The sequence below is a fragment of the Streptomyces sp. NBC_01485 genome (assembly GCF_036227125.1).
Classification (GTDB): domain Bacteria; phylum Actinomycetota; class Actinomycetes; order Streptomycetales; family Streptomycetaceae; genus Streptomyces.
The window spans coordinates 266,106-290,861 of the sequence record NZ_CP109435.1; the positions used below are offsets into that span (position 1 = coordinate 266,106).

Below are 24,756 nucleotides of genomic sequence, written 5' to 3' on the forward strand. Positions count from 1 at the left end.
TGGGTCAGTGCGCGCGCCCGGGTGGGGGCGCGGCGACGCTGTCGCGTACGACGATGTGGGTGCCGAGCAGATGGTGGGTGCCGGCGGCGTGTTCGGGGTCGCGCAGGGCGATGCGCACGGCGGCGCGGCCGAGTTCCTCGGCGGGCGTGCGGACGGTGGTGAGGGGCGGGTGGAAGTCCTCGGCGAGCGGTATGTCGTTGTAGCCGACGACGGAGATGTCGTCGGGGACGCGCAGTCCGGCCTCGGCGACGGCGCGCAGGGCGCCGGCCGCGACCATGTCGTCCCCGGCGAAGACGGCAGTGAACTCCGGGCGTTCCTTGAGGAGTTCGGCCATCGCGCGGAGCCCGGCGGCCCGCCCGAGGCCGCAGTCGACGACGTGTGCGGCGGCCGGCGGCAGTCCGTGTTCGGCGAGGGCGGCGCGGTAGCCGCGGACGCGGGCGTCCAGGGCGGTGTTGCCGGGCAGTCCGCCGAGGAAGACGATCCTGCGGTGGCCGGCCGAGAGCAGGTGCCCGGTGAGGGCGCGGGCCCCGGCCTCGTTGTCGAACTCGACGACCAGCGCGGGGATGCGGGGGTCGGGGGCGGGCCGTCCGCACAGCACCAGACGGGCGCCGGCGGCGTCCAGGGCCTGGGCGTAGTGGGCGACGCGCTCGCGGTAGGCGTCGTCCTCGACGACCCCGCCGACCAGGATCACCAGCCGGGCGCCCTCCTCCCTCATGAGCTGCACGAACGCCAGCTCGCGCTGCGGGTCCCCGCCGGTGGTGCCGACCAGGCAGAGCCAGCCGTGCGCGGCGGCCTCCGCCTCGACGCCCTCGGCGACCTGGGCGTAGAACGGGCTGGTGACCTGGCGCAGGACGACGGCGACCGTCTTGCGGCCGCCGCCGACCAGGGCGCGGGCGTGGGCGTTGGCGACGTAGTCGAGGGCGCGGGCGGCGCGCAGGACCCGGGTGCGGGTGGCGGGCGGTACCGGGTAGTTGCCGCTGAGCACGCGCGAGACCGTGGCCACGGACACGCCCGCCCGTTCGGCCACCTCACGGATGGTCACGCGCCGCTGTGCCGCCATGTCGCTCCCCGTTCCCTCGCCCATGTCCACGTCCGCCGCTGCCACCGCCGTCGACTCAGGTGTTGGCGTCGTACTCCTCGGCGTACTCCCCGGCCATTCTGTCGCCGCCCCGGGACCGCCACTTGCGTACCGCCTCGTCGTACTCCGCCATGGGGGCGCGGCCGGCGACGACGGCGGTGATCGTGTCGTCCATCAGGGCCTTGAGCGTGGCTCCCTGGGAGGACTCGGTGCGGGACTTGAGGCCGAAGGAGGCGTTGCGGATGGCGACCGGGACGACCGCCTGCTGCCAGGTGTGCAGGGCTCGTACGGCGTCGGGCCGCCCCGGCAGGTACAGCACCTGGGGGCCCTCGGCCAGGTAGCGGAACGGCAGGTTGGAGACGTTCTCCACCTCGCCGAGCTTCGTCGCCCGCGGGGAGCCGTCCGTGCCGCGGGTGAAGTGGACGCCCTCCAGGCCGTGGTGGAGGAGTTCCCACTCCTTGGTGCCGAAGGGGGCGGCGAGGTGGTCGAGGAGGCGCAGCAGGAGCTGAACGCGTTCCTTGCCGGCCTTCTTCAGGATCGTGTAGCCGAAGGAGCGGCGGGCGGCGACGATGCCGCCGGGGGTGCCCTCCACGCTGTACGGCAGGGCCGGCGCCGGGGTCAGCAGGCCCTCGGCGTCGGGGTAGCGGGTCTGGTAGGCGCCGAAGCCGTCCTGGAGGGAGGCGACGGTGCCGTTGAGGAAGAGGGTGCTGAGGTCCGCCTGCGACATGGAGGTGGCGTCGGGGTGGTAGGACCCGTTCTCGCGCAGCCGGGCCTGGAAGGCGACGGCGGCCTTGTAGCGGTCGTCGGCGTAGTTGGCGTGGAAGGTGCCGTTCTTGTCGACCGCCCAGGCGTTCGGCGCGTGGTGGGCGGCGGCGTGGACGGCGTTGCCGAAGAGGGAGCCGACGGAGGCGCCGAGCGCGTACCGCTTGCCGTGGGTGCCCTTCCTGGCCACGGCGGCGAAGTCCGTGGAGGTCCAGCCGGCCTTCATGCCGGCCTCGGTGAACAGGCCCTGGTTGAGCCAGAGGGTGGAGCCGGGCAGCGGGCGTTCGAGGGGGATGCCGTAGAGCCGTCCGCCGATGCGGCCCATGTCGTGCCAGGCGTGGGTGGGGATGCCGGCCAGGTTGGGGTAGTCCCCGACCGCCGCGCCGGAGAGGTGGGGGGTGAGGTCCTCGGCTCTGCGCTGCACGAACTGGGCCTCGCGGGGCAGGGTGAACCCGCCGAAGACGTTGATGACGTCGGGCAGCGAGTCGGGGTCGCCGGCCATCACGGTGGCCATCTTCTTCTGGTAGTCGGCCTGCGGGACCACCGTGAACTCGATCTTCACGCCGAGGGCCTTCTCGACGGCCCGCCAGTACTGGTTCTGGGCCGCCGGCTTGGGCGGGGTGCCGAAGGTGACGGTCAGGACCTTCACGGTGGAGCCGTCGCCGGGGGTACGGGCGACCGAGGTGACCAGGGACGAAGGGTAGGAGGTGAAGCCGGCCTGGACGCCCGCGTCGGTGGGGGCGAGGTCGGGGCGGGGTCCGGCGGGAGCGGCGTAGGCGGGCCAGGGGGCCAGTTCCTTGCCCGCGTTGGAGACGTCTGTGTCGTCCGGACTCGTGGAGCAGGCGGTGAGCAGACCGGGGGCGGCGACGGCGGCGCCACCCGCGGCCACGGATCGCAGCAGCGTGCGTCGGGACATGCTGGGCATGACGAATGACCTTTCCGCGTGCGGCTCTTGGAGTGTGGAGTACTGACGTGGTTCCGAGGTGGTGGCTCAGCTCTTGACGGCGCCGGTGAGCACGCCCTTGGTGAAGTACTTCTGGAGGAAGGGGTAGACGAGCAGGATCGGCACGGTGGCGATCACCAGGACGGCCATCTGGATCGTCTGCGGCGCGTTGACGGCGGCCTCGCCGGTGGTGGTGTCGGTGAGGCCGGAGCCGGCCACGACGTAGGTGCGCAGCACCTGTTGCAGCGGCCAGCGGTCGCTTTCGAGGTAGAGCGAGGCGTAGAACCAGGAGTTCCAGTACGCCACCGCGTAGAACAGTCCGACCACGGCCAGCGCCGCCTTCGACAGCGGCAGCACGACGGCCCACAGCACGCGCCAGTCCCCGGCGCCGTCGAGGCGGGCCGCCTCGTACAGCTCCTCCGGGATGCCCTGGAAGAAGCCGCGCAGGACGACCAGGTTGAAGACGTTGACCACCACCGGGAGGATCAGCGAGGCGTAACTTCCCAGCAGGTCAAGCTCCTTGACCAGCAGGAAGCCCGGGATCATGCCCGGCGGGAAGAGGAAGGTGAACAGGATCAGCAGCAGCACCGGCCGGCCTCCGAACACGCCGGGGCGGGAGAGCGCGTAGGCGAGGGTGACCGTGCAGGCGAGGCTCAGCGCGGTGCCGACGAGGGTGACTCCGGCGCTGACGGCGAGGGCGTGGGTGACGATGCCGCCGTCGAGGATGTCCCGGTACGCCTGGAGGGTGGGGTGCCGCGGCCACAGCACCCAGCCGCCGTTGGCGACGACCTCGCGCGGGGCGGCGAGCGAGGTCGAGAGGATGACGAGGAAGGGCACGCAGACCAGCAGGACGACCGCGGTGAGGGCGGCGGCCTTCGCGGCCTGGGTGAGGGGCCTCGGCTTCTCCATCCAGCCGGGCCGGACGTGGGCGTTGCCTCCTTGCCGGCCGCTCACTTGTAGACCCCCTGTTCGCCGAGGCGGTGGGCGACCTTGTTGGCCGCGTACACGAGCAGGGCGCCGACCAGGCCCTTGAACAGGCCCGCGGCGGCGGCGAATCCGTAGTCGCCGCCGACGATGCCCTGGTAGTAGACGAAGGTGTCGATGACCTCGGCGGCCTGGGGGCCGACGGCGTCGCGCTGGAGCAGCATCTGCTCGAAGCCGACGGAGAGTATGTCGCCGAGCCGCATGATGAGCAGCAGCACGATCACGGGCCGGATGGCGGGCAGGGTGATGTGCCAGAACCGCCGCCAGGGTCCGGCGCCGTCGATCGCGGCCGCCTCGTACTGCTGCTCGTCGACCTGGGAGAGCGCGGCGAGGAAGATGATCGTGCCCCAGCCGGCGTCCTTCCAGATCACCTCCGCGACGACGAGCGGGCGGAAGGCGTCGGGGTTGCCGATGATGTCGACGGTGTGCAGGCCCGCGTCGCCGAGATAACCGTTCACCATGCCGGTGTCGCCCAGGACCTGCTGGAACAGGGCGACGACGATCACCCATGAGATGAAGTGCGGCAGATAGGCCACCGACTGCACGAAGCGGCGGACGGTGCTCCAGGTGAGGCTGTGCAGGAGCAGGGCGAGGGCGAGCGGGACGGGGAAGTAGAAGACGATCTGGAGGACCGCGATCCAGAGCGTGTTGAGGACCGCGTCCCAGAACTCGCCGTCCTCGAACATCCGTTGGAAGTTGCCGAGTCCGACCCATGGGCTGCCCCAGAGGCCGTCGAACGGCACGTACTCCTTGAAGGCGATGACGTTCCCGGCGAGCGCTCCGTAGTGGAACACGAGGAAGTAGGCGAGCCCCGGCAGCATGAGCAGGAACAGGGTCCGGCTGCGGCGTCCCTGAAAACGTTTCTGGTCCGTTCGGCGCCGCTTCGGACGGAGGGACGAGTCACTCTCTTCCGTCTTGCTGGGGTTCTCGCGCAGCAGCGTCGCCACGGAGTCTCCTCCCCTCGATGGTCGAGTGAGGTGAAGTTAAAACGTTTCCAGAGACTCGGTCAACACTTCTGACACGACCGGGAGTTGGGGCCGTCGCCGGCATCAGTGGCCGCGGAACGCCTCCTCCTGCATGGGGGCCTCCTGGGCAACGGCGGGATTCACGGCTGCACACACAAACACGACTCACGGCAGAACCCACACCATGGCACCCTGATGTGACGGCTCTTCAGGCATCGACACGCGAGGAGTGCAGGTGCTCACTCGAAGTACGGCGATGGTGTGCGCGGCCGGTGTACTGGCCCTGGCCGGCTGCTCTCCCGGAGGCGGCGGGAGCTCCGCGGAGCCGACGGACACCGGGTACGCGACGGTGACAGCCCCCGCCACGTCCCCCGCTTCCTCTCCCTCTTCCTCTCCCTCTTCTTCCCCATCCCCCTCCCAGCAGTTGGTGGCCATGACCGTCAGCGGTGGCTTCGCCGGGGTGAACCGGGAGGTGGTCCTGCGGGGCGACGGCAGCGTCCGTACCACCGACCGGGGCGAGTCCGGGGTGCGCCGCACCACGCCGGCCCAGTTCACGAGGTTGCGCACGCTGCTCGGTGATCCGGCGCTCGCCGACGTCCCCGCGGTCACGAGGAACACGGGAGCGGCCGACCTGTTCCAGTACACGCTGCGGTTCGACGGCCGTACGGTCACGACGGACCGCTCCGCCGACCAGCCCGCCCTCGATCGCCTCATCGACGCCCTGGAGAAGTGGCTGCCACCCGGCACCGGCACGTGACGACCGGGCCGACAGGTCACCGCCGGGCAGCCGTGCGCAGGGCTGCCAGCACGTCCGCGTCCGAGAGCTGCCGGAAGTCCTCGTACCAGCGGCCGACGGCCATGAAGCGGGCCGGCCGGTGCGGGCAGATCACGTCGTCGGCCTCGGCGCGCAGGAGGTCCACGGTCTCCGGTGAGCCGACCGGCACGGCCAGCACGACCCGCCGGGGCGCCCGGCGCCGTACGGACCGCAGCGCGGCGCGGGCTGTGACGCCGGTCGCCAGCCCGTCGTCCACCACGATCACGGTGTGTCCCTGCAGGTCGAGGGCGGGGCGGCCCGCGCGGTACAGCCGCTCGCGGCGACGCAGTTCCGTGCGTTCCCGTTGCACCACCGGGGCGAGCACGCTCCTGGTGAGGCCCAGCCCGGCGAGGGTGTCCTCGTCGAAGAGCGCCTCGTCGTCGCCGGTGATCGCGCCGACGCCGAGTTCCTCCTGGAAGGGAGCGCCGATCTTCCGCACGACGAGCACGTCCAGCGGGGCGTCGAGCACCCGGGCGACCTCCGCGGCCACGGTGACGCCTCCGCGCGGCAGGGCGAGCACGACGGGGTCGGGCAGGGTGCCCCGCTCCTGCCGGGTGCGCAGCAGGGCGGCGAGTTCCTGTCCGGCCTGACTTCGATCACGGAACTGCATGGCGGCCGCGGCTCCTTCCTCACCCGGGTCCGGGGCAGGGACGGGCCCCCGTGACCCGCCGTCCGCGTACCCCCTGACCGCCGGCCGATGCACGCGACCAGGGGGTTCAGGTGACAGGAGGCGTGGCGCGGCCGGGTCGCGCGGGTCTCGGCAGTAGCCTCGGCGCTGCCGTGCGGGCTCACTGTGCGTCCGCGCCCGGTCACCGCCGGTTTCCTGGAGGAGGACGATGACCGACCTGTCGGAACGCGCCGACGAGGAGCGGAGCCGCGCCGCATCCCCGCACTCCCTGGGCCGTATGCTGCTGCGCTGGGCGGCCACGACCGACCACAAGGTGATCGGCCGCCTGTACATGGTCACGGCGTTCTGCTTCTTCCTCCTCGCCGGCCTGCTGGCGCTGGCGATGCGCGCCGAACTGGCCCGTCCGGGCATGCAGTTCACCAGTGAGCAGGGCTACAACCAGCTCTTCACCATCCACGGCACGATCATGATGCTGCTCTTCGCGACCCCGATGTTCGCCGGGTTCGCGAACGCAGTGATGCCGTTGCAGATCGGCGCACCGGACGTGGCGTTCCCCCGGCTGAACGCGCTGTCGTACTGGATGTACCTGTTCGGCGGCCTGATGGTGGTCTCGGGGTTCGTGGTGCCGGGTGGCGCGGCGGCGTTCGGCTGGTTCGCGTACGCGCCGCTGAACAGCGGCTACTACTCGCCCGGCGCGGGCGGCGACCTGTGGGTGATGGGGCTCGTGGTCACCGGTGTGTCGACCACCCTGGGCGCGGTCAACTTCGTCACCACGATCATGTGTCTGCGCGCCCCGGGGATGACGATGTTCCGGATGCCGATCTTCACCTGGAACGTACTGTTCACCTCGATCCTGGTGCTGCCGGCGTTCCCCGTGCTCACCGCGGCGCTGCTGGCGCTGGAGTCGGACCGGAAGTTCGGCAGCCACGTCTTCGACGCGGCGAACGGCGGCGCGCTCCTGTGGCAGCACCTGTTCTGGTTCTTCGGGCATCCCGAGGTGTACATCGTGGCGCTGCCGTTCTTCGGGATCATCTCGGAGATCATTCCGGTGTTCGCGCGCAAGCCCCTGTTCGGCTACCTGCCGATGATCGGCGCGACGATCGCGATCACCATGCTGTCCGCGGTGGTCTGGGCGCACCACATGTTCGCCACGGGCGCGGTGCTGCTGCCGTTCTTCTCGTTGATGTCGTTCCTGATCGCGGTGCCCACCGGCATCAAGTTCTTCGCGTGGACCGGCACCATGATCGGGGGGTCCCTGTCGTTCGAGACGCCGATGCTGTGGGCGCTCGGTTTCCTGGTGTCGTTCCTGCTGGGCGGGTTGAGCGGGGTGCTCATCGCGTCCCCGCCGCTCGACTTCCACCTCACCGACTCGTACTTCATCGTGGCGCATCTGCACTACGTGCTGTTCGGCACCGTCGTCTTCGCGATGTTCGCCGGGTTCTACTTCTGGTGGCCGAAGTTCACGGGGCGGATGCTGGACGAGCGGCTGGGCAAGCTGCACTTCTGGCTGCTGTTCCCGGCGTTCCAGCTGACCTTCCTGGTGCAGCACTGGCTCGGCGAGGAGGGCATGCCCCGCCGGTACGCCGACTACCTTCCCGCCGACGGGTTCACGCTGCTCAACACGCTGTCGTCGGTGGGCGCGTTCCTGCTCGGGGTGTCCACCCTGCCATTCCTGTACAACGTGTGGCACACGGCACGCCACGGCCGGCCCGTGGCCGAGGACGACCCCTGGGGCTACGGGCGCGGACTGGAGTGGGCGACGGCGTGCCCGCCGCCCCGGCACAACTTCACGGCGCTGCCGCGGGTGCGGTCGGAGTCCCCCGCCTTCGATCTGCACCATCCGGCCGTCGTGCGGCGGGCGCGTGAGGAGGGTCTGCGATGAGGACCGAGGCGTTGCTCTTCGGCGGTGTCGCCGCCTTCTTCGCGGGTTCCGCCGTGCTGTACGGGGTGTGGTCGCACTTCGATCCGGCCGGTACGGCGGCGCTGGTCGTCGCGTGCGGCATGGCCGCGGTGATCGCGTTCTTCTGCGCGGCGCACTACCGGCGCAAGGGGCTGCGTCCTCAGGACCGCGGGGACGCCGAGGTGGCCGACGGCGCCGGGCCGCTCGAGTTCTTCCCGCCCGAGAGCCACTGGCCGGTCGTCGTCGCCGCCGGGTTCGCCGTCGCCGCGACCGGGGTGGTGTACGGGCTGTGGCTGTTCCTCATCGGCGTCGGCGTGCTGGGAGCCGGGGTCTGCGGAATGGTCTTCCAGTACGCAGGCCGGGACTCCGGCCGGGTGGGCTGACCGGTGTCCTGGGGGCGCCCGGGCGGAACCTCTCCACCGGCCGGTGGTCGCTCTCGTAGCCGCCGGCCACGGACTGGCGCACCTCGCCGGTCTCCTCGCCGTCGGTGAGGCGTTCCCGCTCCGCGGCCAGCAGGGCGTGGCACAGACGCCGGGTGACCAGGAAGGCCAGGACCGGGCCCACGACGAGGGCGACGCGCAGAATCCAGGTGAGGGTGTCGACGGAGATGCGGAACGTCTGCGCCACGATGTCGTTGCCGCCGCCCAGCAGCAGAACGCCGTAGAAGACGATCCCGGCGACGCCGAGCCCGGTGCGCACGGGGCGCTCGCGCGGGCGGTCGCAGAGATGCCGTTCCTCCCGCCACTCCCCCGTGAGCCACTGCTCCACGAACGGATACGCGTACAGGACGGTGAAGAACAGCCCGGGCAGGACGACGGCCGGCAGCAGGACGTTCCACATCAGGGTGTGTCCGGCGAGGTTCGTCTCCCAGGGCGGTACGAGGCGTAGCGCGCCCTCCAGGAAGCCGACGTAGAAGTCGGGCTGGGAGCCGGTCGACACCACGTCCGGGCGGTAGGGGCCGTACACCCACACGGGGTTGATCTGCGCGAGCCCGCTCAGCAGGGTCAGCAGGCCGAAGACCATGAGGAACAGGCCGCCCGAGGACGCCGTGAACTGGGGGACCATGGGCTTGCCGACGGCGTTCGCGTTCGTCCTGCCCGGGCCGCGCCAGTGCGTGTGCTTCAGGTGGAAGACGAGGATCAGATGGACGGTGACCAGCGCGATCAGCGCCCCGGGCAGCAGCAGGATGTGCAGGCTGTAGAGCCGGGGCACGATGTCCTGGCCGGGGAACTCGGCGCCGAACGCGAACATGCTCACGTACGTGCCCACCACCGGGATGGAGAGCATGATGCCCTGGGCGATGCGCAGGCCCGTGCCGGAGAGCAGGTCGTCCGGTAGCGAGTAGCCCGCGAACCCCTCCGCCAGGGCCAGCACGAACAGCGTGACGCCGATGACCCAGTTCAGCTCACGCGGCCTGCGGAAGGCGCCCGTGAAGAAGATCCGCAGGAGATGCGCGCCGATCGCGGCGACGAACACCAGGGCCGCCCAGTGGTGCACCTGCCGGATGAGGAGTCCGCCGCGCACGTCGAAGCTGATGCGCAGGGTGGAGTCGAAGGCCGCGGACATCCGGACCCCGCTCAGGGGCACGTACCGGCCGGCGTAGACGACCTCGTGCATCTCGGGCTGGAAGAAGAAGGTCAGCCACACCCCGGTCAGCAGCAGGACGATCAGGCTGTAGAGGGCGAGTTCGCCGAGGAAGAACGACCAGTGGTGGGGGAACGCCTTGCGCAGCAGTCCGCCGCCGTCGTACAGCGGCAGCCGCTCGTCGGTCGCGTCGGCGGCCCTACGGACCGCGCTGTCGCGCTCACCCTCCACGGACCGCCTCCCTCCACACCGGTGCTCGGCTCATGCCTAGCCGCCGGTGCGCCGGACGAGTACGCGTTCCGCGCCGAACACCCGCGCGGCGCGGCAGAGGCACCCGTTCGGTCGAGCGGGGGGATCGCCGGGCGGGTGTGACCGCGCTTCGGGCTCAGTCGTCGAACGCGGTGCGCGGGGTGGCGGCCATCAGCTCGATGGCCTCGATGTAGCGGCGCAGGTGGTCGTCCCGCACCGCTTCGGGGCCGGCGCGCCGCTCTCTGCGCGGTCTCGATCGCGGTCGAGAGCGCGTTCGCGTCTGACGACATCGATCCGCTCAGTACTCGTATGTACATGGTCAGAAAGAAACGGAGATCTTCGCGTTCCGAAACTCTTTGGGCCAGTCCCGGAACACGTCACCCCCTCGGGGGACGGGCTCCGTACGGTCGGGGCACCAGTGGGGCCGGAGGAGCCCGGGCCCGCGCAAGTGGCAGGAGAAGCGCCATGGCGAATGTGGAGATCTCGCTCAAGGAGACGATGACCGCGGTGGAGGGGGCGGTGGGGGTCGCCCTCGTCGACTACACCAGCGGCATGGCCCTCGGCACGCTCGGCGGCGGCAAGGACCTCGATCTGAACGTCGCCGCGGCCGGCAACACCGATGTGATCCGCGCCAAGGTCCGCACCATGGAACACCTGGGGCTGAAGGGCGAGATCGAGGACATTCTGATCACGCTCGGCAGTCAGTACCACCTCATCCGGCTGCTCAAGGGCCGTGGCAGCAACGGACTGTTCCTCTATCTCGTCCTGGACCGCGGCCGGTCCAACCTGGCCATGGCCCGCCACCAGCTCAAGCGGATCGAGGCAGAGCTCGAGGTGTAGCGATCCGGACGGTCCGCGGCTTCGCACACCCTCGAATTGAAGCCTTCTTCATCTCGACACATCCAGATCGGCGCATCACACGGGTGTGCGGAGCCCGCAGCCACCAGAATCGTGGCGCAGCACGCCGCGCGCGGCGGCGTGGGGACGGGCGGGCCGCCGCGCCATCGAGCACCGGGCACCGAACGCGGCAGGGAGCGAGCGACAGACATGCAGGTTCCCCTCTACCAGGCCAAGGCCGAGTTCTTCCGCATGCTCGGGCACCCCGTACGCATCCGGGTCCTCGAACTGCTGCAGGGCGGCCCCGTCGCCGTGCGGGACCTGCTCACAGAGATCGAGATCGAGCCGTCCAGCCTGTCCCAGCAGTTGGCGGTGTTGCGCCGGTCCGGGATCGTGGTGTCGATCCGGGAGGGGTCGACGGTCAGCTACGCGCTCGCGGGCGGTGACGTGGCCGAATTGCTGCGCGCCGCCCGCCGCATCCTCACCGAACTCCTCGCGGGGCAGAACGAGTTGCTGGCCGAACTGCGCCAGGCCGAGCTGCCGCTGTCGGTGCCGCAGGGCGGCCCCGGCCGGACATGAGCGGAACCGGCCGGTGCCGGTTGCCGAACAGCGGGGCGAAGCTCGAACAAAACAGGTTGAACGCCACGGTTCGCCACCCCTTCCGCCATGTAGAAATATCTACCAGCATGCATATGCCCGGTCGGCACGTGGTCGACGGCGGACTGCACACGGAGCCGACATGAGCGATGCGATGTGGATGCGCGGCGTGGAGTGGCTCGCCGCCGCCGCGAAGGACCCGCGGATGTGCAAGCGGGAGTGGGACCAGGGCGACGGGATCGCCCTGCTGGAGGCGGGCCGTTACTGGGACGTGCTCAGCGTGCCCGACCGGCTGGGGCTGCTCACCCTGGACCTGCTGTGGCAGGCATCGCGTCCCGCGCCGGGACCGACGCTGGTGGACACCGCGGCGCACCGGGTGGGTTTCTTCCTGCCGCCCGACCCCGGGAGCCGGTGGATCGGAGCGGGGCTGCGGCGCGCGGGCCGGGGTTCCTGGGTGGCGGTGCCTCCGCCGTACCGGGCGGCCCGGTTCATGGAGTGGCTGGTTCCGCCGGACGGGACGGGTGCGCTGCACCCGCCCGCCACACTGGAGTTGGCGCTGCGCCAGGCCAACGGCACGCTGGCCGTGCTGACCCCGGTGTGCGGCCGGTAGCACGTCAGGGGCGGAGTCCGGACGGGCAGTCGTCGCGGGGCGGCGCGGGAGAAGGCCGGTCCCTGCCGGGGCAACGCGACGGGCACGCCGGCGTACCGAAATTCAGACAGTCCTCGCAGAAGTGAACAGATGCCGGGCACTTTCGGAGCCAAGTCTCGCTCAACCGCCGCGGGATCGATCGATGACGGTGTGTACTGTGCTGCGAGTGCCCGGTTCGAACGCTCGAACCCGCCCCGTCCCACTCCGCCCCTGCCCTGAATTCCGCGACGACGCCCGACCCTCCCTGGAACCGAATCGATGATGGACTTACCGGACCTGGTGACCGGCGGCCTGGCCGTCGGCACACTGTCCGCGCTCGCCCTCGGCGGCGGCCTGCTGCGGCTACGGCGGCAACAGGCCAGGCAGCGAGCGGAGATCGCCGCGCTGCGCACCCAACTCGACGGCTCCCTGCGGTCGTTCACGGCCGAGGTCGAGCATCTGGCGGCGCAGCGCGTGCCCGCCGCCGCCCGCCAGGTGGCGCATCCGCATCTGGTCGTGCCGGGCCCGCTCCAGCCGCTCACCACCGGCACCCCCCTGGGCATCGCCCTGGAGAACGTGGTGCTGGCGCTGCAGTCCGAGGTGGCCGCCCAGCGCACCCGGGTCGACGCCGCGGCGCAGGCCGGGATGCGGGGCGCGACCCGGGAGATCCAGGCGGCCCTGTACCGGTTGCAGGACGCGCTGCGGGGGCTGCAACAGCGCTACGACGACCCGGAGTTGGCGCAGACCCTGTTCCGGCTGGACCACGAGAACGAGCAGTCGCTGCGCCGCGCGCAGGTCGCGGCCGTGGTGTGCGGGGCGTGGGTCGGGCTGGCCCGCGAGGAGTCCCACGTGGTGGACGCGGTGACCGGCGGTCAGGCGCGGCTCTCGGGCTACCACCGGGTCGAGGTCCACAACCACCTGGAGGCCGGCACCGCCCTGGTCTCGCACGCCGTCGAGCCGGTGGCCATCATCGTCGCCGAGCTGCTCGACAACGCGCTGCGGCACTCCGCGCCGGACACCTCCGTCGTGGTGAGCCTGCAGCACGTCCATCACGGGGTGTGCGTCACGATCGACGACGCGGGTCTCGGCATGACGCGGGACGAACGCGACCGCGCCCAGCGGCTGGTGGCCGGTGACGACCTCATCCTGCTGACCGACCTGGGCGATCCGCCGCGCATGGGGCTGGCCGCGATCGGCCGGCTGACCCGGCAGTTCGACCTCGGCGTCGACGTGTCCTCGGCCTCCCCGTACGGCGGGGTGCGCGCGGTGCTGCGGGTCGACAGCCACCTCCTCAGCACCCTCGACCCGGCCGACCGGCCGCCGGCCGCGAGCGCCCCACGCACGACCCGCACACCGCGTACGACCCCTGCGACTCCCAAGGCGGCGCCCGACCGGCCCGCACCCGTCCGTCCCGCGCCCTCGCACGCGTACGGCACGGAGGCCGGTGCCCCGGAGGCACCGCCCGGGCATCACGAGCCGCCGGACACCGACGGCCTGCCGCAGCGCCGGCGCCGCACCCGGGCGACCGCACCGCAGGAGACCCCCGTGGTCCGCCCGGCGCGCCGCCCGGAGGAGGCCGCGGCCGCGCTCGGCGCGCTGCAGTCCGGCACCGCGGCGGCCCGCGCCGCCGCCGGGACCACCGGCGGGGCCGTCCCCGCGGACACCCCGGACGACGACACCGACCAGACCGACAACGAAGAGGGAGCGGCCAGATGACCAGCCGCAACACGGGTGACACGGCATGGGTGCTGGACCCGATCCTGCAGGTGCCGCACGTGCTGGCCGCCGTCATGCTGACCCGGGACGGGCTCGTGACGGGGTACACCGACGCCCTGTCGCAGCCGTCGGCGGAGCGGGTGGCCGCCATCACCAGCACGGTGCAGGGGGCCTGCCGGACGGCGGCGGCGGCGTTCGCCGACCGGGAGCAGGCCGACGTACGGCAGATCGTCATCGAGTCCGACCACGGATACGTGCTGATCGTGCCGACCGACCACGGCACCTGTGTGGCCGCGTACGGCGACGGCGAGGTGCGGCTGGACCTGCTGGCGCACCGGGTGCACTCCCAGGTGGCGCGACTGGGTGAGAAGGCCATGGCGTCCCCGCCCCGAGGAGCCGACGACAACCCTCCGGCATGACCGGCCGCCCGGCAGGCCGCCCCCTGGTTCCCGCGTACCTGTCGACCGGCGGTGTGGCCCGGCCCAGCCGCCCCCACCTGGAGCGGCTGTCGGTGCTCGCCCGCAGCGGCGAGCCACCGCCCGTCGGCCTCCCGGCCGCCGAACTCGCCCTGCTGGACACGCTGGAGGGCGGCTCGCTGGCGGTGGTGGAGGCGGCGGCGCTGCTGCGGCTGCCGGTCTCCGCGGTGCGGGTGCTGGCGGCCGACCTCGTCGACCGGGACCTGGTCCTGGCCCGCGCGCCGATCCCGCCCGCCGACCGGTTCGACCCCGACCTCTTGAAGAGAGTGGCCGATGGCCTCCGCGCCCTCAAGCACCGCACCTAGTGCCGGCATACCCGGCGCACCCGGTGCCGTCCACCTGCCGGACACCGCACGCGACCTGGTGAAGATCCTGGTCGCGGGGCCGTTCGGGGTGGGCAAGACGACGCTGATCGACTCGGTGTCCGAGATCCGGCCGCTGCACACCGAGGAGCCCCTGTCCGAGGCGTCCGCGCAGGTCGACGACCTGGCCGGGGTGCGGGAGAAGTCGACGACCACCGTCGCCATCGACTTCGGCCGGCTCAGCCTGCCCGGTGACGTGGTGCTGTACCTGTTCGGCACGCCCGGGCAGGCGCGTTTCAGGGAGCTGTGGAACGACATCGCCTACGGGGCGCTGGGGGCGCTCGTCCTCGTCGACAGCCGCCGCCTCGACGCGTCGTTCGACGTGCTGGGCCTGGTGGAGGAGAGCGGGCTGCCGTACGCCGTGGCCTTCAACGACTTTCCCGACGCGCCCCGCCACTACGGCGAGGAGCGGCTGCGCCGGGCGCTGGACCTGGAACCGGGGACGCCGATGGTGACGTGTGACGCGCGGGACGCGAACTCCTCGATCGACGCGCTGCTCGCGCTGGTCGACCACTTGATCGGCCGCGACCCCGTGGAGGCCCGGTGACCACCTACCCCCCGCACCGGCACGACTTCTCCCGCTCCGCCCCCGTGCGGCTGTGGGAGGACGGCTTCGCACCGGATCCGCACCGCTACTACCAGGCGCTGCGCGCCCAAGGGCCCATCGGCTGGGCCGAGTTGGCGCCCGGGGTGCCCGCGTACGTGGTCACCGACCGGCGGGCCGCGCTGGACCTCATGCACGACGTGGAGACGTTCTCGCACGACCCGCGCGCGTGGGAGGAGACCGTGCCCGTCGACGCACCGGTGCTCGGCATGATGCGCTGGCGGCCCAACGCCCTGTTCTCCGACGGCGCCGCGCACCAGCGCTACCGCACCACCCTCATCGACGTGTTCGGCCTGGTGGAGCCGCACGACCTGCGCGGGCGCGTGCACCGGGCGGTGCGGCTGCTGGCCGGGCGCATCGGGCCGCGCGGCGAGGCGGACCTGGTCGCGGACTTCTCCCGGCCGCTGCTGGCGCTGGTGCTCAACGACCTGTTCGGGCTGCCGGACAGTCAGAGCGACCGGCTCAACGCGGGCCTGGGCAAGATGATGGAGGGCGGCCCGCAGGCCGTCGAGGGCGAGGCGCAGTTCGCGCAGTACGTGCTCGACCTCATCGCGGCCAAGGCCGAGCGGCCCGGCGACGACCTGCCCAGCCGGCTGCTGGACCATCCGGCCGGGCTGACCCGCGAGGAGGTCACCTGGCAGGTGTTCCTGACCCTCGGCGCCGGGTACGAGCCGACCTCGAACCTGCTGTCCAACACGCTGTCGCGGATCCTGGGCAACCCGCTCTACTACTCCACGCTCACCAACGGCGCCCGTCCCGTGATGGACGCGGTGGTCGAGGTGCTGCACCACGAGACGCCGCTGGCGAACTACGGCGTCCACTACGCCCGCGAGCCGATGGCCTTCCACGGGGTGTGGCTGCGCGAGGCGGTGCCGATCGTGGTGTCGTACGGGGCGCTGGGGCACTTCGCCGAGCAGCACGACACCGGCGGACGGCATCCGAACGACGCCTCGCATCTGTCGTGGGGCGCCGGGGCGCACGCCTGCCCGGTGAAGCAGCACACGCTGCTGCTCGTCACCGAGGCGATCGAGCGGCTCACCCAGTGGCTGCCCGACCTCGATCCCGTCCTGCCCCGCGAGCGGCTGTCCTGGCGGCCGGGCCCGTTCCACCGCTCGCTCACCGCGCTGCCCGTCCGTTTCAGCCCCCGCTCCCCCGCCACCGCCTCCGACCCCTCAGGAGTCCGTACGTGACCGTGACCGACCGCATCGTCCTCGACCCGTTCGGCGCCGATGTGCACGCCGAGAGCGCCCGGCTGCGCGCCCTCGGCCCGATCGTGCCCGTGGAGCTGCCCGGCGGCATCCCGGCCTGGGCGCCCACCGGGTACGACACCCTCAAGGCGCTGATCCTGGACCCGCAGGTCAGCAAGGACCCCCGGCGGCACTGGCGGCAGTGGCCGGAACTCGTCGACCACCCCTCGTGGGGCTGGATCCTCGGCTGGGTCGGCGTGGTCAACATGCTGTCCACGTACGGCGCCGACCACGCGCGGCTGCGCAAACTGGTGGCGCCGAGCTTCACCCACCGGCGTACCGAGGCGCTGCGCACGCGGGTGGAGGCGATCACCGGGGAGCTGCTGGACACGCTCGAGAAGGGCGCGGACACGGTCGATCTGAGGGCCGCCTTCGCCTACCCGCTGCCGATGCGGATCATCTGCGAACTCTTCGGTGTGCCGGAGGAGTTGCGGGAGGCCACCGGCCGGCTCATCGCGGCGATCATGGACACCTCCGATCCGAGCCCGGAGCACGCCGCGTTCGTGCAGGAGCAGATCGGCACGGTGCTGGGCTCGCTCATCGCCCACAAGAGCGAGCACCCCGGCGACGACATGACGACCGAGCTGATCCGGGTCCGCGACGACGAGGGCGACCGGCTCAGCGACGAGGAGCTGCTGTACACGCTGCTGCTGGTCATCGGGGCCGGTTTCGAGACGACCGTGAACCTGATCGGGAACGCGGTGGTGGCGCTGCTGCGCAGCCCCGGGCAGTTGGCGGCCGTGCGCGGCGGCGAGCTCGGCTGGGACGCGGTCGTGGACGAGACGCTGCGGCTGTACCCGTCGATCGCCACGCTGCCGCTGCGGTTCGCGGTCAGCGACCTGACGGTGGGTGACGTGACGATCCCCGCCGGGGACGCGATCATCACGACGTACGCGGCGGCGAACGTGGACCCGGCGCAGTACGGGCCGGACGCGGAGGTGTTCGACGCGGCACGCGCGGCGGACGACCATCTGGCCTTCGGGCTCGGTGTGCACCGGTGCATCGGCGCTCCGCTGGCCCGGATGGAGGCGCTGACGGCGCTGTCCGCGCTGTTCGACCGGTTCCCCGGCCTGCGGCTGGACACCGGGTCCGGGGAGCTGCGGCAGGTGCCGTCGTTCATCGCGAGCGGCTGGCAGGAGATCCCGGTCCGGCTGCGGGACTGACCCGGCGCGGGTGCGACCGGTCCCCCGTGCCGGTCGCACCCCCGCGGCTCCCCGAACCTACGTGCCGGGTGACCGGGTTGTGTATCGTGCCGGTGCCCGCTCACGGAGCCGGAGGGCTCACCTGTGCACAGGTGCGTCCGGATGGCCCGATTCCGCCCGTTGGGCGTGTTCGCGCAGGTCGGGCTGGTCGAGGTCGCCGACCGCGAGATGGGCGAGGACGACTTCGTAGAGGTCGCTGCCGGCGGCGAGGAGCTGGCGTTCGAGGACGGGCTCGGCGCTGCGGACGTGTTCGCGGACGGTCTGCGCGTGCACGCCCAGCAGGTGCGCGGCCCGTTCGGCGTTGCCGCCGACGGCGATCCACGCGCGCAAAGTGCCGCGCAGGTCGCGGCCGTCGGTGTCCAGCCGGGCCAGCAGGTCCTGCGCCCAGGCGCGCAGCGCGGGCCCGCTGAGCAGCTCGCCGAGGCGGGCGGGGGCCGCCGCGGGGCCGGTGGGGTCGTCCGCGATGCCGACCTGGGTGTTGAGGGCGAGGTGGACGGCGGCCCGGACGGCGAGGTCGGAGAAGTCGGTGCGCAGCAGGGTCTCGACGCGTTCCATCCGGGCGCGGACGGTGTTGCGGCTCACCCCGAGCACCTTCGCGGCGTTCACGGCCGTGAACTCCAGGCCGAGCCGGGTGGTGGCGAGGAGCTCGGCGCGGGTGTGGTGCGGGAGGGCGTCGAGGGGGCGCAGCAGCCGGGTCGTCCAGGTGCGCAGGGCCGCGGGGTCCATCAGGCGTTCGGGGTGGGTGCGTTCGGCGTAGACGGCGCTCTGGCCGGGCCGGAAGCGGGCGACGGCGAGGGCGCTGACGGCCTGCCCGTAGGCGGTGGCGGTGCGGGCGAGGCTCTGGCGGACGCTGCCGCCGAGGAACGCCCCGGGGTTGCGGTCGCACAGGGCGCGCAGCGCGTGGCCCGTGCTGTCGTCCGGGACGACGACGATGACGTGGCCGGCCATGGCGGGGCAGCGCACGACGAGGGCCTCGTCGCGGGTCGCCGCCAGGCAGGCGGCGGCGAGCCGGTCGCGTTCCTCGGGGCTGCTCTCGACGACGTAGACGCAGGCGGTGTCGGTGTCCAGCAGGCCGGGCCACAGTCCGGCGGCGACGCGGCGGGCGGCGACGGTGTCCTCGACCATGAGTAGTTACAGGATGGCGAGGCGCAGGTCGGCGGTGGCGCGGGCCAGGCGATGCCCGGTCGCCGCGGTCTGCTGTGCGCGCAGGAGGACTTCGAGGACGCCCACGGTGTGCGTGACGATGCCAAAGACGCGCCGGTCGAAGGGGCTCGTGCGGGTCACGGCGAGCACGCCGGCCGAGGCGGGGCCCGGGAGTTCGACCCTGATCAGGCGCGCGAACCTGCCCTCGCCCTCCCAGGCGGCGGAGGCGATGCGGCCGCCGGTGATGTCGGCGACCAGGCTCTCGTCCAGCGGGGTGAGCGGTCCGGCGAGGGAGGTGCCGGTGTCGTCGCGCAGGGAGACGGTCGCGTCGGCCGCGTCCGCCAGCCAGTCGACGACGCGGCGGACGTCGCGTCCGGTGGGGCGCAGATGGTCGAGGAGTTCCCGCGCCCACGCCGAGTCGGCGCCGTCCGCCGAGTCGGCGCCGTCCGCCGGGTCGGCGCCGTCCGCCGGGTCGGTGTGGCGGTGCTCGTCGTCCCGGCCGGCCATCTCCGCGCTCTCCTCGTCCCTCCCGGCCCACACGGGCCGAACCGGTCATATCGGTCGGAAACGTTACCTCACGCGGCCATGGAGGCAAGGTGCGGCCCGTCGGCCCGCAGCGTCCTGACCTGCGGACGACGGTGCTGCGCGGCTCCGCCCCGCGCCACGGCATAAGCTCGGCCAATGGCCAAGTACTACGACGTGCACCCCGACAACCCCCAGCCGCGCATCATCTCCCAGGTCGCGGCTGCCATCCGGGCGGACGCCCTGATCGCGTACCCGACGGATTCCTGCTACGCGCTCGGCTGCCGGCTGGGCAGCAAGGACGGCATCGACCGGATCCGGGCCATCCGCGACCTGGACGACCGGCACCACTTCACCCTGGTCTGCCAGGACTTCGCGCAGCTCGGCCAGTTCGTGCGGGTGGACAAGGACGTGTTCCGCGCGATCAAGGCGTCGACGCCCGGCAGTTACACCTTCATCCTCCCGGCGACGAAGGAGGTGCCGCGCATGCTCCAGCACCCGAAGAAGAAGACGGTGGGCGTGCGCATCCCCGACCACGGCGTCACCCAGGCGCTGCTCGCCGAGCTCGGCGAACCCCTGCTGTCCAGCACCCTGTTGCTGCCCGGCGAGGAGGAGCCGATGACGCAGGGCTGGGAGATCAAGGACCGGCTCGACCACGTGGTGGACGGCGTGCTGGACTCCGGGGACTGCGGCACCGAGCCGACGACGGTCGTCGACTTCTCCGACGGCGAGGCGCAGATCGTGCGGCACGGGGCGGGCGACACCTCCCGGTTCGAGTAGGCCCGTTGTGCCGGGGGGTCCTCGCGGGCGGGTGAATGGTGCGTGCAACGATGGCCGGTGCCCGGTCTCGCCGGGCCTGATGACCCCTTGTCGCCGTGCACCGCGCAGAGAGGCACCCCCATGACCTCCGTTCAGGGAACAGCCGTTGACATCCGCACCGAGGACGGCGTCGCCGACGCCTACCTCGCCCATTCCGGTGACGGGACGCCCCGGCCGGGCGTGCTGCTCTACCAGGACGCCTTCGGACTGCGCCCGCATCTGCGGGCCATGGCGGACCGGCTCGCCGAGGCCGGCTACACGGTCCTGGTGCCCAACGTGTTCTACCGGCACGGGCGCGCCCCGGTCGTGGAGATGCCCGAGTTCATCGATTTCCGTGCGCGTCCGGAGATCTTCGAGACCCTCTACCCGCTCATGCTGTCCCTCACCCCGGAGCTGGTGGAGCGGGACGCCGGCGCCTACCTGCGGTGGCTGGAGGAGAGCGAGCTGGTCGCGGACGGCCCGGTGGCGCTGACCGGGTACTGCATGGGCGCGCGGCTCGTGATGTGGACCGCCGGCGCCTATCCGGACCGGGTCGCGGCGGCGGCCGGTTTCCACGGCGGCGGGCTCGCGACCGACGCCCCGGACAGTCCGCACCTGTCGGCCGGGCGCATCACGGCCGAGGTGTACTTCGGACACGCGGACAACGACCAGGCCTTGCCTCCCGAGCAGATCGAGCGTTTCGCGGACGCCCTCACCGCGGCCGGAGTCCGCCACACCTGCGAGGTCTACACCGGCGCTCATCACGGTTACACGCAGGCCGACACGGTCGCGTACGACGAGGCGGGTGCGGAGCGGCACTGGGTCGCGCTGCTGGATCTGCTCAAGCGAACCTTCTGATCCCTTTCCGTCGGCCATTCCGTCGGCCAGCAGGAGCCACCACGACGCGACGACGTCCCGCCCCCGGTGAGAGCCCGGGTGCGGGACGTCGGTCGGGTGGGGCGGATCAGCCGGTCGTGACGGCGGTGTCGTCGATGACGAAGCTGGTCTGGAGCGAGGAGTCCTCGACGCCGGAGAACTTCAGGGCGACGGTGCTGCCCGCGTAGGACCCGAGGCTGAAGGACTTCTGGACGTAGCCGGAGGCCGCGTTGAGGTTGGAGTACGTGGCCAGGGTGGTCGACCCGGCGGTGACCGTCAGCTTGTCGTACTGGGTGCCGGTGGTGGTCTCGGCCGTGTCGACGTGGAGGTAGAAGGTGAACGTGGTGTTGGTGCAGCCGCTCGGGATCGTCACCGACTGCGAGAGCGTGTCGGTGTGGGTCGATCCGTAGCCGTCCAGCCAGGCCTTGTAGGAGCCGGTGCGGGCCGCCTGGCTGCTGGAGTTGGTGATGACGCCGCTGGACGCCGTCCAGGTGGTGTTGCCCGACTCGAAGCCGTTGTTGCCCAGGAGCTGCGTCACGGTGCAGGAGCCGCCCCCGGAGGAGCTGACCGTCCAGGTGAAGGCCGCGGTACCGGTGGCGCCGGTCGAGTCGGTCACCGTGACGGTGGTGCTGTAGGTGCCGGCCGTGGTCGGCGTGCCCGAGACCAGCCCGGTCGAGCTGATCGACAGGCCGGTGGGCAGTCCGGTCGCGGCGTACGTCAGGGTGCCGCTGTTGGTGCTGCTCGCCGAGAGCTGGAGGCTCACCGCGGCGTTGACCGTGGTGGTCTGACTGCCCGGGTTGGTGACCGTGACGCCCGTCGACGGGACCGTGATGTGGCTGCCGACGTTGATGCCGGCGAACGCGTTGCCGACGCCCGCGTACTGGGCGGAGCTGGAGCCGTACAGCGCCGCGGCCGCGCTGAGGGCGGCGGTGCGGGCGCCCGCGTAGTTGGTGCTGGACGTCATGTACGTCGTCAGCGCCTTGTACCAGATCTGGAGTGCCGCGGCCCGGCCGATGCCGGCGACGGCGACACCGTCGGAGGTCGGGCTGTTGTAGGTGACGCCGTTGATGGTCTTGCTGCCGCTGCCCTCGGAGAGCAGGTAGAACATGTGGTTCGCCGGGCCCGAGGAGTAGTGCACGTCCAGGTTGCCGACGCCCGAGTACCAACTGTCGGCCGAGCCGCCGTCCTTGTCGGGCTCGTCCATGTAACGCAGCGGCGTGCCGTCGCCGTTGATGTCGATCTCTTCGCCGATGAGGTAGTCGCCGACGTCGTTGCTGTTGTTCGCGTAGAACTCCACGCCGGTGCCGAAGATGTCGGAGGTGGCCTCGTTCAGGCCGCCCGACTCACCGGAGTAGTCGAGCCCCGCCGTGTTGGAGGTGACGCCGTGGCTCATCTCGTGACCGGCGACGTCCAGCGAGGTCAGCGCGTGGGTGCCGCCGGAGCCGTCGCCGTAGGTCATGCAGAAGCAGTCGTCGTCCCAGAAGGCGTTGACGTACGACGAGCTGTAGTGGACGCGTGAGTACGCGGCCACGCCGTCGTTCTTGATGCCGCTGCGGCCGAAGGTGTTCTTGTAGAAGTCCCAGGTCTCCTGGGCGCCGTAGGCGGCGTCCGCGCCGGCCGTCTGGGTGTTGGAGCCGGCGCCGGTGCCCCACACGTCGTCGGAGTCCGTCATCAGGGTGCCGGTGCCCGACGTGCCGTTGTTCAGGCTGTACGTCTTGTGGCCGCCGCGCGTGGTGTCGTAGAGCTGGTACGTCGACCCGGACAGGGTCGACGACAGGCTGACGGTGCCGCTGTACTGCGTGTTGCCGGTGCCGGTCTCGACGCCCTCGTACTGGGAGAGCTTCGCGCCGGTGGCGGCGTCGGTGATGACGTGCAGCTTGCTCGGCGTGCCGTCGTCCTGGAGACCGCTGACGACCGTCTCCCAGGCGAGCTTCGGCGTGCCCTCGCCGGCCCAGATCACCTTGCGGGCGCTCTGCGCGGCTGGGTCCTTCGCGTCGAGCGCCTTGGCGGCCGTCAGGGCCTTGGTCTCGGCGGCCGTCTTGCTGTACGTGGCGGTCGTGGACCTGACCGAGACGGTACGGCGGTTGTTGTTGAACGTCGTGCTCACCGTGCCGGCGGCCACGGAGGCCGGGGGCGTGTGCACGACGAGGTCGCCGCCGAGGACGGGCAGCCCGGCGTAGGTGCGCTCGTAACGCGTGTGCACGGTGCCGTCGTTGTCCTTCACGACGTCCTTGACGACCAGCTTCTCCTGGGCGCCCAGGCCCAGGGAGTCGGCCGTCTGCGTCGTCTTCGCCTCGGCGCTCCTGATCAGCGTCGTACGCTGGGCGGGCGTGAGGTCGGCGGGCAGACTGCCGGTGCGCACGGGGCCGGGGTGCGGGGCTGCGGGCAGTGCGGTCGCCGGAACCGTCTGGACACCGAGGGCCAGGAGGGCGGCGCTGGAGAGCAGGGCCGCTCCGACCGTGGTCCGCTTGCGGGGGTTGGGTCTCACTCGTTCTCCTACTGCTGCGGCCGCGGGGTACGGCCGGTGACAGACCGGGCAGACGGGTGTGCTGTCCGGGACGAGCCGAGCTGTGCGGGAGCGAGAGGGGGTGGAGTCAACGTGCCGTTGGTGTGCGGCAGTTGGGAGGGAGAATGGCAGGCCTGTCGGTGGCATGTCATCCGGACAGTGGCGCTTCGAGGGTTATCCCTCGGTGCGGGACGCCCGCACGGACTTCACGCCCGTCCCGACTGTGCGTGAGCTGTGCGTTCACTGTCCGGGCGAGCCCGGCCTGGTCCGGCGAGGGGCGTTCGCGGTCACGGGCTATGGCTGAGACTGATCACGGCGAACACCATTGGCGACAGCCCGAATTCGCCTCGCCGCATACTCTTCCCGCATATGTCCGCGCGCGCTTCGCATCCAGGCGGACAGGCCTCGCTTGCTTTACCACTGCATTACACGTAGACCTTGCGCCACGAACTGCCATCACTCTGGGGGGAGTTGGCGATGCAGGGAACGATTGACGGGTTCCGGTACGGGGTGGTGACCCCGATCGCGGCGTTTGTGATGGCCTGCCTGGGAGGCGCGCTGGGGCTGCGCTGCATCGTGCGGACGCTGGTCAACACCGAGTCGTGGAAGCCGGGTTGGCTGGCGCTGGGGGCCGCGTCGATCGGCTGCGGCATCTGGACGATGCACTTCATCGCCATGATCGGCTTCCAGGTGGAGGAGACACGGATCGGCTACCACGTCGGCCTGACCGTGCTGAGCCTCGCCGTCGCGATCGTGGTGGTCGGCGTCGGCGTGTTCATCGTGGGCTACCGGGGCGCCGGCCGGGGGTCCCTGTCGCTCGCGGGGGTCGTCACCGGTCTCGGGGTGGCCGCCATGCACTACCTGGGCATGGCGGCGTTGCAGCTCAACGGGGACATCGAGTACGCCCCGCTCACGGTGGGGCTCTCCGTGCTGATCGCGGTGGTCGCCGCGACGGCGGCGCTGTGGGCGGCCGTCACGATCCGCGGTTTTCTGACCAGCCTGGGCGCCAGCCTGGTGATGGGCGTCGCCGTGTCCGGGATGCACTACACGGCGATGGCCGCGGTCAGCGTCCATGTGCACGGCGCGTCGTCGTCGTGGGCCGGCGACGCCCCGACCTCGCTGCTGCTGCCGATGCTGATCGGCCCGGTGATCTTCCTGCTGCTGGCCGGCGTGGTGGTGATGTTCGACCCGCTGCTCGTACTCGGCGACGGCGACTGGAACCGTCCCGCCCGGGCGGTCGGGGCCGACACGGCGCAGGAGACGGCCGGGCGGCCTGCCGCCGGCCGGTCGTGGAGCGACCGCTGACGCGTTCGCACCGGCCGGGAGGGCGAGGGA

Annotated in this window: 22 protein-coding genes and 1 pseudogene; 15 read left to right on the forward strand and 8 right to left on the reverse strand. The window is 71.7% G+C overall.

Translation table 11 applies throughout. The features are described 5' to 3' along the window. Positions 1 to 4 precede the first annotated feature (4 nt). From OG352_RS01030 to OG352_RS01045, 4 genes are all read right to left on the reverse strand, one after another. The gene (locus tag OG352_RS01030) at positions 5 to 1,060 is read right to left on the reverse strand and encodes a LacI family DNA-binding transcriptional regulator (RefSeq protein WP_329213297.1); all 1,056 of its coding nucleotides are present in this window, start codon (positions 1,058 to 1,060) and stop codon (positions 5 to 7) included. A gap of 55 nt (positions 1,061 to 1,115) precedes the next feature. Further along, positions 1,116 to 2,765, reverse strand: coding sequence for an extracellular solute-binding protein (locus OG352_RS01035; RefSeq protein WP_329213299.1), 1,650 nt, complete (start codon positions 2,763 to 2,765; stop codon positions 1,116 to 1,118). 66 nt (positions 2,766 to 2,831) lie between these two features. Then, entirely contained in the window at positions 2,832 to 3,692 is an 861-nt protein-coding gene (locus OG352_RS01040; RefSeq protein ID WP_329223647.1) for a carbohydrate ABC transporter permease, read from the reverse strand. A 41-nt stretch (positions 3,693 to 3,733) separates the two neighbouring features. After that, the gene (locus OG352_RS01045; RefSeq protein ID WP_329223650.1) at positions 3,734 to 4,588 is read right to left on the reverse strand and encodes an ABC transporter permease; all 855 of its coding nucleotides are present in this window, start codon (positions 4,586 to 4,588) and stop codon (positions 3,734 to 3,736) included. Positions 4,589 to 4,967: 379 nt separating this feature from the next. Between OG352_RS01045 and OG352_RS01050 the strand changes: the two genes are divergently transcribed. Next, positions 4,968 to 5,489 carry a hypothetical protein gene (locus OG352_RS01050; protein ID WP_329213301.1) on the forward strand — a complete coding sequence of 174 codons (522 nt, stop codon included), beginning with the start codon at positions 4,968 to 4,970 and terminating at the stop codon, positions 5,487 to 5,489. A 16-nt stretch (positions 5,490 to 5,505) separates the two neighbouring features. Here OG352_RS01050 and OG352_RS01055 read toward each other — a convergent pair whose 3' ends face one another. Continuing rightward, on the reverse strand, positions 5,506 to 6,156 hold the full coding sequence (locus tag OG352_RS01055) for a phosphoribosyltransferase (RefSeq protein ID WP_329213304.1): 651 nt from the start codon (positions 6,154 to 6,156) through the stop codon (positions 5,506 to 5,508). 295 nt (positions 6,157 to 6,451) lie between these two features. On the opposite strand from OG352_RS01055, the gene ctaD reads away from it, so the two are divergent. Continuing rightward, complete coding sequence (gene ctaD, locus OG352_RS01060; protein WP_329223651.1) at positions 6,452 to 8,056, forward strand: aa3-type cytochrome oxidase subunit I; 1,605 nt, start codon at positions 6,452 to 6,454, stop codon at positions 8,054 to 8,056. Next, positions 8,053 to 8,457 carry an aa3-type cytochrome oxidase subunit IV gene (gene ctaF / locus OG352_RS01065; RefSeq protein WP_329213306.1) on the forward strand — a complete coding sequence of 135 codons (405 nt, stop codon included), beginning with the start codon at positions 8,053 to 8,055 and terminating at the stop codon, positions 8,455 to 8,457. Before ctaD ends, ctaF begins: the two co-directional genes overlap by 4 nt. Here ctaF and qcrB read toward each other — a convergent pair. Next, a complete protein-coding gene (gene qcrB, locus OG352_RS01070) occupies positions 8,375 to 9,889 on the reverse strand; it encodes a cytochrome bc1 complex cytochrome b subunit (protein WP_329213308.1) in 1,515 nt (504 codons plus the stop codon). The genes ctaF and qcrB overlap by 83 nt on opposite strands. Before the next feature lie 483 nt (positions 9,890 to 10,372). Here qcrB and OG352_RS01075 point away from each other — a divergent pair, with 483 nt between their 5' ends. From OG352_RS01075 to OG352_RS01115, 9 genes are all read left to right on the forward strand, one after another. Then, positions 10,373 to 10,747 carry a hypothetical protein gene (locus OG352_RS01075; protein ID WP_329213310.1) on the forward strand — a complete coding sequence of 125 codons (375 nt, stop codon included), beginning with the start codon at positions 10,373 to 10,375 and terminating at the stop codon, positions 10,745 to 10,747. Between the two features lie 207 nt (positions 10,748 to 10,954). Continuing rightward, the gene (locus OG352_RS01080) at positions 10,955 to 11,323 is read left to right on the forward strand and encodes an ArsR/SmtB family transcription factor (RefSeq protein WP_327320552.1); all 369 of its coding nucleotides are present in this window, start codon (positions 10,955 to 10,957) and stop codon (positions 11,321 to 11,323) included. A gap of 160 nt (positions 11,324 to 11,483) precedes the next feature. Continuing rightward, positions 11,484 to 11,951, forward strand: coding sequence for a hypothetical protein (locus OG352_RS01085; RefSeq protein ID WP_329213312.1), 468 nt, complete (start codon positions 11,484 to 11,486; stop codon positions 11,949 to 11,951). A 297-nt stretch (positions 11,952 to 12,248) separates the two neighbouring features. After that, entirely contained in the window at positions 12,249 to 13,685 is a 1,437-nt protein-coding gene (locus OG352_RS01090; RefSeq protein ID WP_329213314.1) for an ATP-binding protein, read from the forward strand. Continuing rightward, entirely contained in the window at positions 13,682 to 14,104 is a 423-nt protein-coding gene (locus tag OG352_RS01095) for a roadblock/LC7 domain-containing protein (protein WP_329213316.1), read from the forward strand. Before OG352_RS01090 ends, OG352_RS01095 begins: the two co-directional genes overlap by 4 nt. Then, on the forward strand, positions 14,101 to 14,466 hold the full coding sequence (locus OG352_RS01100; RefSeq protein ID WP_329213318.1) for a DUF742 domain-containing protein: 366 nt from the start codon (positions 14,101 to 14,103) through the stop codon (positions 14,464 to 14,466). Before OG352_RS01095 ends, OG352_RS01100 begins: the two co-directional genes overlap by 4 nt. Next, positions 14,435 to 15,070, forward strand: a complete 636-nt coding sequence (locus tag OG352_RS01105) for a GTP-binding protein (protein WP_329213320.1) — start codon at positions 14,435 to 14,437, stop codon at positions 15,068 to 15,070. The genes OG352_RS01100 and OG352_RS01105 overlap by 32 nt, the downstream gene beginning before the upstream one ends. Next, positions 15,067 to 16,317: a cytochrome P450 gene (locus OG352_RS01110; RefSeq protein ID WP_329213323.1), complete on the forward strand. Its 1,251-nt coding sequence runs from the start codon at positions 15,067 to 15,069 to the stop codon at positions 16,315 to 16,317. The genes OG352_RS01105 and OG352_RS01110 overlap by 4 nt, the downstream gene beginning before the upstream one ends. After that, a complete protein-coding gene (locus tag OG352_RS01115; RefSeq protein ID WP_329213325.1) occupies positions 16,314 to 17,537 on the forward strand; it encodes a cytochrome P450 family protein in 1,224 nt (407 codons plus the stop codon). The genes OG352_RS01110 and OG352_RS01115 overlap by 4 nt, the downstream gene beginning before the upstream one ends. 117 nt (positions 17,538 to 17,654) lie before the next feature. Here the strand turns inward: OG352_RS01115 and OG352_RS01120 are convergent. After that, positions 17,655 to 19,226 (reverse strand): annotated as a pseudogene (locus OG352_RS01120) (helix-turn-helix domain-containing protein). A gap of 174 nt (positions 19,227 to 19,400) precedes the next feature. On the opposite strand from OG352_RS01120, the gene OG352_RS01125 reads away from it, so the two are divergent. Together OG352_RS01125 and OG352_RS01130 are read left to right on the forward strand one after the other, a co-directional pair. After that, a complete protein-coding gene (locus OG352_RS01125) occupies positions 19,401 to 20,021 on the forward strand; it encodes an L-threonylcarbamoyladenylate synthase (RefSeq protein WP_329213327.1) in 621 nt (206 codons plus the stop codon). A 120-nt stretch (positions 20,022 to 20,141) separates the two neighbouring features. After that, a complete protein-coding gene (locus OG352_RS01130) occupies positions 20,142 to 20,897 on the forward strand; it encodes a dienelactone hydrolase family protein (RefSeq protein WP_329213329.1) in 756 nt (251 codons plus the stop codon). A 106-nt stretch (positions 20,898 to 21,003) separates the two neighbouring features. On the opposite strand, the gene OG352_RS01135 is transcribed toward OG352_RS01130, so the two are convergent. Further along, entirely contained in the window at positions 21,004 to 23,403 is a 2,400-nt protein-coding gene (locus OG352_RS01135) for a M4 family metallopeptidase (RefSeq protein WP_329213331.1), read from the reverse strand. A gap of 495 nt (positions 23,404 to 23,898) precedes the next feature. Here OG352_RS01135 and OG352_RS01140 point away from each other — a divergent pair, with 495 nt between their 5' ends. Further along, positions 23,899 to 24,726: an MHYT domain-containing protein gene (locus OG352_RS01140; protein ID WP_329213334.1), complete on the forward strand. Its 828-nt coding sequence runs from the start codon at positions 23,899 to 23,901 to the stop codon at positions 24,724 to 24,726. Positions 24,727 to 24,756: the final 30 nt, after the last annotated feature.